This is a genomic window from Lentzea sp. NPDC003310 (assembly GCF_040610935.1).
In the GTDB taxonomy this organism is placed as follows: domain Bacteria; phylum Actinomycetota; class Actinomycetes; order Mycobacteriales; family Pseudonocardiaceae; genus Lentzea.
Genome location: NZ_JBEXNC010000021.1, coordinates 105,086 through 118,809 on the forward strand (window position 1 = coordinate 105,086; position 13,724 = coordinate 118,809).

At 64.5% G+C, this 13,724-nt stretch carries 6 protein-coding genes; 1 reads left to right on the top strand and 5 read right to left on the bottom strand.

What is annotated here, in order from left to right; genetic code table 11:
* Positions 1-66 precede the first annotated feature (66 nt).
* The 4 genes from ABZX02_RS36295 to ABZX02_RS36310 are packed head-to-tail and all read right to left on the bottom strand — an operon-like array spanning position 67 to position 11,589.
* Positions 67-1,929, bottom strand: coding sequence for a DUF1998 domain-containing protein (locus tag ABZX02_RS36295; RefSeq protein ID WP_355305292.1), 1,863 nt, complete (start codon positions 1,927-1,929; stop codon positions 67-69).
* Complete coding sequence (locus ABZX02_RS36300; protein WP_355305294.1) at positions 1,926-5,096, bottom strand: helicase-related protein; 3,171 nt, start codon at positions 5,094-5,096, stop codon at positions 1,926-1,928. The genes ABZX02_RS36295 and ABZX02_RS36300 overlap by 4 nt, the downstream gene beginning before the upstream one ends.
* Positions 5,093-6,916, bottom strand: a complete 1,824-nt coding sequence (locus tag ABZX02_RS36305) for a UvrD-helicase domain-containing protein (RefSeq protein WP_355305296.1) — start codon at positions 6,914-6,916, stop codon at positions 5,093-5,095. Before ABZX02_RS36305 ends, ABZX02_RS36300 begins: the two co-directional genes overlap by 4 nt.
* 17 nt (positions 6,917-6,933) lie before the next feature.
* Positions 6,934-11,589: a DEAD/DEAH box helicase gene (locus ABZX02_RS36310; RefSeq protein ID WP_355305298.1), complete on the bottom strand. Its 4,656-nt coding sequence runs from the start codon at positions 11,587-11,589 to the stop codon at positions 6,934-6,936.
* 594 nt (positions 11,590-12,183) lie between these two features.
* On the opposite strand from ABZX02_RS36310, the gene ABZX02_RS36315 reads away from it, so the two are divergent.
* Positions 12,184-12,453, top strand: a complete 270-nt coding sequence (locus ABZX02_RS36315) for a hypothetical protein (protein WP_355305300.1) — start codon at positions 12,184-12,186, stop codon at positions 12,451-12,453.
* Here the strand turns inward: ABZX02_RS36315 and hemW are convergent, their stop codons facing one another.
* Positions 12,454-13,662, bottom strand: coding sequence for a radical SAM family heme chaperone HemW (hemW, locus tag ABZX02_RS36320; protein ID WP_355305302.1), 1,209 nt, complete (start codon positions 13,660-13,662; stop codon positions 12,454-12,456).
* Between the last annotated feature and the right edge of the window lie 62 nt (positions 13,663-13,724).

The following is a 13,724-nucleotide window of genomic DNA, read 5'->3' on the forward strand; positions in this document are numbered from 1 at the left end:
CTGGCCCCGGAGCCGTTGGCGGGAAACGGCTACCGGGGAAGGCTTGACACGATCGGCACAAGCCGCTCACATTTGGCAGAATCTGAAGAACCCGGTCGTGGGGTTGTCCTGCGTCCCGATGAGCAAAGCTCTGTCCAGGAAGGTGTTGTTGGTCTCGCAGCTGCTCTCCGGCACCATCACGCACGCGTAGCAGGCCGCGAGATTGAGGCTGTCCACTCCCGTCGCCTCGGACTCCATGCACGGCGGGTCCTGGGAACACCACTCGATCCTGCCGAGCGCGGACGCGACGGAGTCGGCCAACTTCCGGTGCTCCCCCTGCGCGACCACGCCGCCGAGACTTCCCGCCGAATCGCTTGTTGCCGTGTAGATCAAGACTCCGGTCTTGCCATCGGAGACGTACAGCCGTTCACGGAGCGAGGCCGCCGAATAGCCGGAATCCAGGCTCCACTCGTTGATCAGCACGTGCGCGAAGGTGTGCAGCAGAACGTATCGCGCCGAAATCGGTGACCGCAGTTCGTCAGGCGACTGGATGTCTCCCCGACGGGCGGCCAGTTTCCGCAGAAGCTTCGTGTGTCGATCGCGGATCGTCTCCGCGCGCTCGGAAGGCTCGACCTGCGCTTCCCAGTTCGCCAACAATCCCTGATCGAGGGTGAGGAAAACACCTTCGCCACTCACCTCGATCGCCGGCAGCCAGTCGAGCCGCTGCTTCGCCAGAGCCGCGTACCGCCTTCGATCGGGCAACACATCGGGAGCCTCGACCCTGGTGAAGGAGTAAAGTGCCCGGACCTCGCGCAGCCGCTTGACGAGCATGCTTCGCTCTACCCCGGCAGGCGGCGACACCGTTTCATGATCTGCGGGGCGAACACATTCGAAGTCCTCGCCTTGGTCAGCATCACCCGTACCAAAGCACAGGGGCTCGTACTCCTCCAGGCGGAACCCGTTGAGCGCCTCCAACGCCACTGCCGACTCGGTGTCCGCGTCGACTCCCTCAGACATTTCCTGCCATTGACGGTAGGCATCGAGTGCGTCGCGGGCGGAGAATGGTGTTCCCTCCAAGATCCCGCTGTCATCAACGACCTCCAGTGCATTTGCCTTGCCGAATGCGCCCTGCAACGTTCGACGGTGCCTCACGACGTGCTTGGTCAGGTTCTCCGACCACGGCGGGATCGACAAAGCCGAACGGTTGACGGCGAACCAGGCTGCGGACGCACCGCGTTGCAGAGTTCGCGGAATGGCGTCGCAGTTCGGTTCTTCGGTCCCCGCACCCAACCACGGGCGACGGCCGGTGCACTTCAGTTTCAGAGACGCCAGCGCTCGCTTGCCGAAAGCGCCCTCCATAGACGCGCTGAGCCCGCAGCTGCACTCGATCACGACCGATCCGAGCGACGCGGTGCGGCCGTCGTTGTGCATCTTCAGCGTGTGCCTGTCCTGCGACGGACTGTTCTTCTTGTGAACCCATTGCCAGTATGGGAAGTCGTCGAGGTGGCCTTTCTCACAGGCCATCACGAACCTGGAGGGCACGAGTGCCTTCTGGCACACGGAACATCGATTGTCCGATGGCTTTGCGCCAAAGTGCTTGTACGTCTTCAGATCCGTGCAGTCCGGACACGAGTACATCTCCGGGAACCTCCGGACGCGCACCCCGTCACCTGCTGTGAGGTCGTTTGCCGGAGGCACGTAGAACTCCCGTACGCCGAGCCTTCGTTGAAGCCTGGGTTCGAGCAGCGGGGCATCCCCGTCGACGCGCCAGGAGTCGATACCGCTGACCACGAACGACTGGTCGCCGACTGCCACCAACGACCCGACCCCGAAGGTCGTGACGATCTGACCGCTCCTCACACCTCCGATCGGCTTGCTGCTCAACGGAGCCATTCGCCCCGAGGCGTTCGCGGAGCGGTTCTGTCCAGGCTTGCGCAACGGCATCGTCATCGCTCCAGATACAGATTGGACGTGGCGTCGACATCGCGCAGACTCCACAGCGTGTCGAAGGCGTCGGTGAGGTCGTCATCGGTGAAATTGCGCAACAGGGCGGCATCCGGCTCTCGCTTGCGGCGATAGCCGTCCGGCCGCCTAGCCTCATAAACCAGCTCAGGATTCTGCTCCGCGAGCCTGCACCACCACTCCAAGATGTCGTCGAGCTGATCGCTCGTTCCCTGCCGCTCCTCGGGTGCGACTCGACTCACTCGGGACAGGACGAGGGACTTCAACTCCTCGATCTGTGGCAGGAACTCGTCCACGCGAGCTGCGGCTTCGTTCTCTCGCAGGTCCGGGATCATCAGACGGACGAGCGCGACCAGCACGGCGTGCAGGGCGCGATCCCGGGCCCTGGACGAGAACGGTGTCACGCTCGAGGACTCGACCTGTCGGTACAAAGCGGAGTGATACGACTGGAAGTTCTCGTAGTGCGAGCGGTCACGGGACCTCGCCGCGTTGAACATCGTGACGACCAGTCCTGGGTAAGACCGGCCGACACGACTGCTCGACTGGATGTACTCCGCGGTGGTCTGCGGCTGCCCCATGATCGCCATGAGTCCGAGCCGGTCGACGTCGACGCCGACCGAGATCATGTTGGTCGCCAGGACCACGTCCAACGTGGCCTTGTCCGGCAGCGACAGCAGGAGGTCCTCCAGATACTTCGGGATGTCGCTGGACTCGATCCGACTGGTGAGCTCGCAGACCAGCTCTGCTTCTCGTGCATCGTTTTCAACGTCTTTCGCCAACAGCTTCAACCGCTCGCGCACGTCGTCTCGGACCTGCAGATCGGCCGCTGCCAGCAGGCGCAAGCTGTTGAAGTACCCGACAAGAGTCCAGTAGGCGTCCCGCACCGCATCGCTGCCGTCGATATTCGCAGCGTGGTGCAACAACGCCGCGTACGTCCTCACCAACAGCGATGCCTGGCTGGTGTTCGGTGTGATCACTCCGACGTACAGGCGGCTGGCCTTCTTGTCACGCGATGCCTGGACGGCGAACCACGAGTCACGAGCGTCCAGCCCGGGCGGCGGGAACTGCGCCACCTCTCGGTCGAAGAGAGCACGTCCCTGCTCGGCCGCACGACGGATGGTCGCCGTCGAAGCGATGACCTTCGGCCGTTGGGCAACTTCGTCGACAACGGTCTCGTACAGGCCGGCCAGACTTCCCAGCGGTCCAGAGATGAGATGCAGCTCGTCCTGCACAATCAGCTCGACCGGAGGAAACTCGGTGTCGCAGTTGAACAATCGGGCGACGTCCGCACGCCACGGCATGCGGGCGAACTTGTCCGACGTCGCAATGATCAGAGTCGGCCGCGCCTCGTACAAGGTCTCGTCGATGACGTGGACAGGCAGTCCGCTGTGGAAGGGACACTCATCCGAGCGGCACGCGACGGTCATCGTCCGTTGTTCTTGGTCGACCGTGTAGTTCCAAGCATCCATGGCCACACCGCACCACGGACAGCCGCGCAGCTGGACCGGGTTCTCGGCCTGGACCTTGTCACCCTTGCGCAACTTGCCCAACTGGGCCTCCGCCGAGGCGAGGTCGTTGGGAGTCGCTGCCTGGCCGACCCACATGCCGAGGGAGATCTCTTCGCCGGGAATCTCACGATTCGGCTTGCGCCGCAGAACCTCCATCGCACAGATAAGTGCCGCCGCACGTTCGAACTGCTGCAACGTCAAAAGGCGAAGCGTGTAGCGCATGATCGCGGTCACTCCGCCACCGTTGTGGCCGTTGCGAATCCTGCGCAGGAACACGGTGAAGGCGATGAGTCCGAGATATGCCTCGGTCTTGCCGCCACCGGTCGGGAACCACAAGAGGTCCACGGTCTTCCGGTCCTGATGTTCCGGATCGTAGATCCCGTCGAGGCACTGGAGCAGGAACGCGATCTGGAACGGCCGCCATTCTCCGTCCAACACCACCTTTCCCTTGCGCCCCTTCTTGATCCACGATGATCGGCCGCGCTGCTGTGCCATCGCCTCGTTGGCCAGCTTGAAGGCGCGCAACGCGTCCTTCCGCTTGCGCAGCAGGTTCACGCCGTTCGAGATCCGCTCCGCGGCCTCGTCACACCGGTCGAGGTGTTCCTCCGCTCGTCCGCGGAAATCCCGTTCGACCAGCCTCTCGCTGTCCTTGCGCTGCACATCGATCCAGGCGCGGTAGCCCTTCTCCAGCGCGGTCAGGGCGCGAATCACCTCGGCGTCCTCGGCGGTTGCCAGGTGCATCATTCCCAGCGAATCGCTGGGGATGTCGGGGTTGGAATCGGTCAGCAGCACCTCGTGCCACGGTACAAAGGTCGTACGCACCTCGGGTACCTCGGCACGCCCCACGTTCTCGAACAGGTCGCTTGGTGAGGGCGGCGTCCAATCCCACTCGACGGAACACCCGTGCCCGACTGCGAACGTCGGGGCATATCGGTACAGGAGGCGGTTGCTCACGACCTCCCTTTCGTCACCACCTCCGGGGCCTGGGCGCTCTATCAGTGCACCGTTGACCTTGATCACCGGCTGGAAGAAGCAGTGGGGATCACGCAGCTTCGACGGGTCGAACTTCGTCACGTTCACGAGCGTGGCGGTGATCGACACCTTGCCGTCCATCGGCGGGCGCACACGAAGCCTCAGTTCGAGGCCTTCGGCAAGGGTGATCCGCTCGGGTGCCTCGCCGTCGGCGGCGAACTCGATTCGGCTCGTAGGCAGTCGGCGACGGCGCCACCGCACACCATCATCCTCGGTGCTCCGACGATCGGCGCGCTTCGGCTCGATCCTGTTGCCGTCCAGATCGACCGGTTCGTAGACTGCCGCGTCCACCGAGATGCTGACAAGGCTCGACGGATCGTCAACGACAGCGAACGTCATGCCCATCGAGGTGGGCATCTGGACGTTCGCCATCGCCACGCCGGTGTCGAGCGCGTCTTCCGTTTTGTCCTTCACGTCGACGGGCGTGCTGTCGTCATCCGCCACCAAGTTCTGCTTCTCCTCGCTCGGTGGGAACAGGATGCCCATCACGTACGTCGTGATCGGTGCGTCCACGAGCAGTTCGTCATCGGGACCGGCAGGACCGAGCAGATCACTTCGAAGCCTGCTCAGCAGTTCCGCGCGAAACTCGTAATGGTCGGCGTACATCGCGGTCATGCCGGCCCTTCGTTGTGCTTGCCGTAGTAGAACTTGCCGAGACCGGAGAGGCGTGGCACCAACCAGACCCCATGAGGTCCAAGGCCGGCCTCCACGCCCGCCGCCTCGCTTCCCACGGTCGTCTCCACCGCGTCGATCCTCACTCCGGTGATGCGCAAGGGCCACCAAGGATCCCCGCGGCGACCTGTGGATCTCTGCAAGGTGGAGAGAACCCGACGGAATCTGCGGGACACCGTCGCGATCGGTCGGTCCCGATGCATCACCAGGTAGGGCGGGCTCTGTCCGCTCACCAGCGAAACGTCGTACAGCCTTTCGAGCACGACCTCGTCTCCGCAGTCGATCTCCGTCGCCAGGTGCCGTTGCAGCGGCAGGCAATGGGAATCGAAGTCCTCACCTCCCGGAGGAAGGTCCGTGGAGACGTCACCGCCGCGGAGCTCGATTCCCAGCGTGGTCCGCCCGTTCCACGCGTACCGTGCCCAGCGGTCGATGGCCTTGTTCACACGCACCCGATAGTCGCCAGGCGTCTCGATCCAGGTGACCTCGTCGCGTGCGCGCGTCATCGCCACGTAGAGCGCTCGAGCCTCCTCCGCCGAATCTGCGTCACGATTGTCACCGCCGGGATCCGCGACCATGACCCGGTCGAATTCGAGCCCTTTCGCACGGTGGTAGGACGACACGACGACCGACGACTCCTGCTTGTCCACCAGTTCATCAGGCAGCCGTCCGGATTCCACGATCGCGCGGAGAACGCGCAGATCGACAACAGAGGTGTTCCGGCCTTTCGACGTCGATCTGATCAACCAACCCCACAACAGGTCTACGTCATCACCGGGGTCTGACGGCCGGCGTTCCATGATCTCCTGGAACATCTGTCTGGTGACGAACGTGCTCTCGTTGGCGCGGTACATGTCGCCAACCCAGGACGGCACAACCTTGTCCTGCGCCGAACGCTGCAGTCGATGCCGAACCCCTGCCCTGTGCAGGTCCTCGGACGCGAGCATGGCCTGACCATTGCTGCGGCACAGGATCGCGGTGGTCACGTCGTCGTGGTCGAGGGCAGCCTTCGCGAACTCGTCGTCGAGCCGCCCGAACTCGTCCATCCCCCGGAGTCTCCCACGCAGGCGGCCGAACACTCCGGGTGCGGCCTGCGCACGCCGCAGCTCGCCCGAGAAGTCCGAGGCGGGCGCCGCGGCCTCATTGCGCACTCGAAAGTTCTTCTCCAGAGACAATTCGACCAGTCGGTCGCCGAAGATTTCCCGCAGCCTGAAGAAGAACCTGTTGGTCTCGAAGTCCCGTTCCTCGGGGTCCTCGATCTGAAACCCGTAGATCGACTGGGCTGGATCGCCGACGACGGTGAAGCCCACGGCGAACCTCTCGAGCAACGCCTCGACCATCCGTCGACGTGCGCCCACCAGGTCTTGAACCTCGTCCACCACCACGTGCAGAAGATCGTCGAGAAGGACGTCCGCTCGACCGGACTCGATCGCCTCCGACGCTTTCTCGATTCGCGATTCGAACGAGAAAGACCGCCAGTCTCGGTCCGCGTCGACCTCCGTCAACAACTCGAGTGCCCAGGAATCGAAGGTCTGCGCGCGCACGTGCCGTGCGGCTTCGCCGTATCGGGCGAGACGACTACGAAGTTCACGGACGGCAGCGCGCGAGAAGCTGAGCACGAGGATCTCACCCGACGCCAAACCTCTGGAGACCAATGCGTCCAATCGCTTGACCAGCGTGTGCGTCTTGCCAGCCCCGGGCCCTGCGGTGACGAGGACGCACGCGTCCAGAGGCTGGTCGACGACCGCCTGCTGTTCTTGCGTCAACGAGTCCACATGAACACTCACTGCGCGTCCCACAGGTGATCGAAGCCGGTAAAGGTGATCGCCTTTTCGTAGTTGGTGATGTTGTCCTTGACGTCGAGGATCAGACAGGTTTCCTCGCCACCGTTCTTCGGGCCGCGAAGACCCCGACCAATCATCTGCGTGTAGACGTTCGGACTGTAGGTCGGTCGTGCGACCACTACAACCCTGGTCGCAGGTGCGTCAAAGCCCTGGGCGAGCACGCCATAGTTGGTGATCACCTGAATCTTCTTCTGGCGGTAGTCGTGGATGATCTTCCTGCGTTCCGCGGGAGGAGTGGCGGAGTCGATGGCGCGAGCGCTGATCCCGCGGCTGTTGAGCATGGCGGCCATGAGCTTCGCGTGGTTCACGGAGGTGGCGAACAGCAGCACGGGCCAGCTCTTGTCCAGACTCGCTATCTCGGACACCAGCATCTGGTTGCGATCGACGTCCTCACCGAGTCGTTGTTCAGTCGCGGAAGGCAGGTTCTGCTGGAACGGCTGTGCGGCGAGAGCCAGTTCGTCATCGGTGAGATGGATCGTGGCACCGGTCAGTTCGCGGTGCTCCACCTCCGCCAACATCCCCAGCTTCTGCAGGGACGTGTACGGGTCGGACTCGAAGACGCCTCGGTCCAGCCGGTTCGCTCCGTACCTCTCGACCAGCCGGTCGGTTTCCGCTCGATTGAAACCTCGGAAAGGCGTCGCTGTCAGTCCGATGAGCGGGCGTTCCAACGTTCGGTAGGAGATGCCCAACAGGGCGAAGATACGCGTGTACCTGCGGGTGACCGAACCATGGGCCTCGTCGACGATGACAAGCACCGGGTCCCTCAACCAGTTGTACTTCTCGTCGTCGAGTCGCAGGTGCAGCTGGGCTTCCCCAGCCACAACCAGGTGCGGGTTGTCACGCACGGCTGATGCGTCGTTGCCACCCCAGAACCTGCTGATGGTCAGCCGCTGAGTGGGCCCGACCTTCGACCAGACGAACTTCCAGCTCTCGACCGCCTGTTCGCAGAGCTCGTCGGTCTGCGCGATCCAGAGCACGGGGCGTCCCTCGAGCCCGCGCGCCTTAATAAACCGGATCACCGCCTCTGCCGCGACGCGGGTCTTTCCCGCACCAGTCGGCAGACAAAGCATCGCTCGCTTCGGCACCGGCCCGGTCAGCAGGTCGAACATCTTTCCCGCGATCTGTTCCTGGTACTCGTGCAGACCGGGGAACTCACTGGGCCCTTCGACGATCTCCTGCGCATCTCTGCTCGCGGCGTTCCTGGTACCTGCATAAGACTCAGGCAGGTCCAGGTCGCTGACGAGCCGCCGGGACGCGTTGTCTCCGCGGAACGACGTAACCACGTCCGGGAATCGGGCCTCGATGTCCTTCACGTGATGCCGAAGCACCGAGTCACCGTGCGCGTTGATGGCGAGCTGCGCGATTCGCAGTTCGTCGGGCTCCCTCCCCGTCTCCGCCTTCTCACTCTCGATGAGCCCCGTGGGGAGCTTGCGCTTGAGCTGCTCGGCACCGACCAGTCGAGCGATCTTCTCGTTGGTCGACGTGGCCTGCCTCACCTGCGTGAGCTTCTCGTTCTCCTGCTGCTTCTTCCGCCGCTCCAACACAGAGCGGCACCCCTCCTCACCCAGACCGAGCCGAAGCTGTCGATCCGCGACCATCAGGACTCTCAGGTCGTCGCACGGCGCGAGTACGAGGATCTTCTTGTCCTCGATCGCGGTCTGCCGCACCTCGTTCCGCGCTCCGTTCGGTGTCTGGACAACTTCCTCCAGCTCACTGCAGCGGACGACAGACCAACCATCCACCCGGCCTTTGAGCTGACGCAGAGGCGGGAACTCCTCGATCATCAGGCGAGATTCGCCCTGTTCGACATATCGCAGCTGCCGGTCGATGACATCGGCGGGCGTGCACATCTCCCACAGCTCGATCATCTTCGCCACGGTGGCCTCGTCGGGCACCAAAACCGCGGGAATCCGCTCGCGGACCAGTTCGTCGTACTCCGACCGCACCGAGGTGACGGCGATCTGGTTGTCGGGCACTGTCGACGACCACTCGTCGCCCACCCTGCAACGAGTGTTGCCGAGCTCTACCTCGATACCCTGCCCGAACAGCAGTGCGTAGACGCGTCCTGGAAACTCGTCATCCTCGCTCACCTCGACCTCGGCGAGAAGGTCCTCCCAAATCGAGTTCGGCACTTTGGCGAGGTCCTCGGGAAGCCTGAAGACATCCGCGACGTCATCGGGAAGCTCGGCCACCGGCAAGAAGTCCGCGTAGTGCTTCAACGAAGGCGAGACCGCCCTCTTCAGCGGACGCAGCCCCTTCGTCGTCTGCACGAGTCCGTGCTTGCGGACCATCCACACCAGAGGTGAGATCACGGTTCGTCGGTTGGTCTGGGTCGCCCCGATCTGCAGCTTCCAGTCCGGGACCAGCCCACCTCGCGGCAAGTGGCGAACGAACGCCGCCCGCCCTTCGTCGGACAGCTCGGTCAGCAGCTCGAGCGGACCGGCGGTGGGGATCCCGCTCGCCCGCACGGCCTTCAATGTCGGCCTGGGAGCGGCCGCGTCGAGCTTGGTCAGAACGTGGTTCCAGAGTTCCTCGACGTAGTCGGGGTACCACTTCTCGGAAGTCGGATCCACCGAACTCCGAGGGGTGTCCGAGAGCCCGAGCTCTCGGAGCATCTGGCGATCACCGGCGTGGAACTCGAGATCCACCGCGATCGCACCGTCCCGCGATCCATCTCCAGGAACGACTGCGCCCGGCAGCAGGCAACGATCGGCCTGGCGGAAGTTCCCCTCCACCGTTCTGACCTTGAGGAGCTTGGGAAGTTCGGTGAGGCGTTCCCGAAGGGTGTCGAGAGCGATGGCGGGACCGGTCTGACGCGCGAGCTCCCAGAAGGCGGTCCACCGACCACCGTCGTAGTCGTGGAATCCCTGCTCGACGATGGCGGCGAAGCGACCGGCGGCGTGCGCATCATGAACACCGAGGGTCAGCAACGCCGCCCGCGCGCCGAACTCGTCCACAACGCGCGGATCGACGTAGACCAGGTTGTCCGGAAGGTCGTCCGCGAATACCCGGCAGAACACCTGACCGCTCACCGGCGCCACCAACGCACCGGACTCGGTCAGAACGATCTGCGCCTTCTGCACCTGGTCGGCGAGCGGATGCCTGGTGCCGACCACGTCTGCAGCGATCTTGACGGCGACCAGGGAGGAAGCGGGCGTCCGGTCCTCGACCAACGCCTCCAACCATTCGCGAACCGAGGCAGGAGGGATCCGGGCGGCGGTGTAGATGCGGTCGACACTCGCTCGACGCTGCTTGCCCTTCTCGACCGAGTGATCGACCCAGTCGACCGGTCGACCGGTGTAGCCACGCCACCACTCCAGCCACTGCGGGTTGAGGTCGCTGGGGTGCAGTCTGATCTCGTTGGGCTTGCGGAAGACGGCGTGCTGGTCGGGCACGGACGGCTTAACTACGGTCGCACGCCAGATCGATTCGACCAGGTCGTCGGATGCCCATTGCGGCTCCTCGCGACCACGAGCAGGCAGCACGTCCAGATAGCCGCCGGCGTCACCTTCTCGTGCGAGAGCGGGCAGCGAGTCGACCACGAGATCGGCCGCAGCACGAATGAGTTCATCGTTGAAAGCATTGGCGGCATACAGGTTCTGGCGATCTTCGCTAGTCTTCCAAGGAGCGTTGATGATGCCCCTCAAAGTCGTCTTGTACTTGGTCGGGAAGTACGCCCAGAATTCGCCGAGCCGCCCCTCCCTGCCCGTCCTGTCAGGAACCGCCCAGGAGATGTCGATCTCTGGCCGATCGTGCAGCTCGCCTGCAGTTTTCAGGGCAGCGCCACCAGGACGGTGAATCCGCGTGAAGACACGCCAGTAGGCCGTGGAACTGGTTCCTGAACTGCTCTCCTCCTGGAGGTCGCGAGTTTCCCCCTCCACTCGCTGGAAGAGCTGCCTCTTGAGCACCTTCTCGGCTCTTCTGTCCTCCAACGTCACGGTGCCAACGTGCGGAGAGAAGAGGCAGAACTCAGCCGGGAACTTGACGAGGTCGTCCGCGAGCTGAGCCACCTTTGCCGGGTGAAGCGGCAACCGCACCACAGTGGTCGCCCACTTCAGGAGTTCGGCGAGGATAGGGTCCTTCGCGGCAGCCTGGTCACGGTCGATCGGCCGGGCCATCCGCAGGACCGGGATCTCCTGCGCGTTGGGTTCGACGCCGAGAATTCGCGCAGTCGCCCACTCCCTGTCGAAGCCGAAGCTCCCTGTGGAACTGTAGAACTCAGGAGAGTCCGAGACGCTGAGCACAGACTTGACGCCGACGCCGAACCTGCCGATCTGGCCGCCCCGCTTCCGCGAAGCGCTCATCCGAAGGATCGTGTCGACGCCGTCGGGTGTGATCGGGTCTCCCTGATTGGCGCAGTAGAGGTAAGCGGGAGACAGGATGACTGCGATCTCTCCACCCGAGTCGTTCCGCAGTTCATCCGCACCGTTCTGAACGAGCTCGTAGATCTGCCGGTCGCCATAGCCGCCCTGGGCGATGCGCCGTTCCCCGTTCGCATGTTCCCTGATCAGCCCAGGATCAATGCGATAAGTCTCCAGCACTCGCTCGGTCTGCTCCACGACGACCTGCAGCACTGACGACTCGACGAAGTTCACTTACCGCTCACCCCCAGCCGGCCATCCCCGCGATGCCCGGTCCTTTGCTCCAACTACGGCTGACGGCCAGGTACCTGCCGATAGGTATCACCTGCTGTCATGGGACACGTCGCGCAAGTGGCCCTGCGCTGTTACCCAGGTCACCACATCGTGTCCATGCAGATACAAACGGTTTCACTGCGTCGCTTTAAACACACAGAGAGTGAGAGTAGCTTCAGACATCTGATCCAGGGAGGTGAATCGGAGAAAGTTCCGAACGACCAGCCCCCTCATGGCATGCAGAGTGACTGGCCGCACCCTGACCGCGGATCGGCAATCCCTGAAGTGACGAGGCTGATCGATCCGTTTTGTCAGGGGCGGTCACTAGGGTCCAAACCACAGGACCGAGACGGGGAGAACGTGGTGGCCGAACTTGAGTGCAAGCATCTCTTGCCAGCTGGACAGTGTGACCTGTGCAGACCCCCGCCACATGGAATCTTGAAGCAGGGATGGCGCACGAAAGGTGGCCGGGCGTATCACAACGACCCCCGATGCGAGTGGCTCCTGAAGGGACAGAACAGTCTTCGACTGGTCGGTCGGGACACGCACGAAATCGTGCCGGTTCGATGGGCTGACATCGATCCTGGCCAACTTCAACCGTGCGACTTCTGCTGCACACCCGCGTGGCTCGAACGACACGGCAAGACACCGCCCCCGTCCGGCAAGATCTGTCTGGTCCACAGCGACGACGCGTGGTGGGAAGGCACCGTCGTCTGGGAAGAGTCGCGGCGGCGCGACGGGTTGTGGTGGGGCACCGCGACCTACCTCAAGGACGGCGAGAGCGTCACCGAGGTGCGCAGTCAGCACGACCTGCGCGCCCGGTGATCAGGGGAGCAGTCGCCGGACCACGGCGTCGGCCAGCAGGCGGCCGCGGTCGGTGAGCACGCAGCGGTCGTCCGACGGCTCCAGCAGTCCGTCGGCGATCGCCTGCTCGGCCTCCTCGCGACCAGCGGAGTCCAGCACGTCCATCGGCAGGCCCGAGGCGAGGCGGATCTCCAGCAACACCCGCTCGACGCGCTGGTCCTCGGCCGACAACACCTCGCGACCGGCGGCGGGCGACTGGCCCTCGGCCAGCAACGACGAGTAGCGGGCCGGGTGCTTCACGTTCCAGAAGCGCACCCCGCCGACGTGGCTGTGCGCGCCGGGACCGAAGCCCCACCAGTCGGCGCCCTGCCAGTACAGGACGTTGTGCCGGCACCGGGCCTCCACGGAGGTCGCCCAGTTCGACACCTCGTACCAGGAGAAGCCGGCGCCGGAGAGGACCGAGTCGACCATCTCGTAGGACGAGGCGAGCACGTCGTCGTCGGGCATCGGCAGGTCGCCGCGGCGGATGCGGCGGGCGAGACCGGTGCCGTCCTCGACGATCAACGCGTAGGCGGACACGTGGTCGACGCCCGCGGCCAGCACCGCGTCCAAAGACGCCGCCAGGTCCTCCGGCCGCTCCCCCGGCGTGCCGTAGATCAGGTCCAGGTTCACGTGGTCGAACCCGGCCTTGCGCGCCTCCAGCGCCGCTTCCCCCGGACGGCCGGGCGTGTGCTTGCGGTCCAGCACGGCGAGCACGTGCCGGGCGGCGGACTGCATGCCCAGCGACACGCGGGTGTAGCCGGCGGACCGGATGCCCTCGAAGAAGGGAACGGACGTCGACTCGGGGTTCGACTCGGTCGTCACCTCGGCGCCGGGGGCCAGGCCGAACGACTGACGTACGGCGTCGAGCACGTCGGCGAGCCCGGAAGCGCCCAGCAGAGAAGGCGTTCCGCCGCCGACGAACACGGTTTCGGCCATCGGCGCGGTCCCCAGCACGGAGGCGGCGAGGTCCAGTTCGCGGCGCAGGCCCTCGAGCCACGACTCCGGGGACGCGGAGGTGCCCAGCTCACCGGGCGTGTAGGTGTTGAAGTCGCAGTAGCCGCAGCGGGTCGCGCAGAACGGCACGTGCACGTAGACGCCGAAGGGGCGGGTGCCGACACCGGCGAGAGCGGACGCGGGAAGCGAACCGTCGGCGGGCGCGGGCTCGCCTTCGGGCAGAGCGGAGGGCATGACTCCCAGTGTCCCCTACGCGGCCCGAATGGCGGTGTTCGACCAGGGGAAGTATCTGTCGG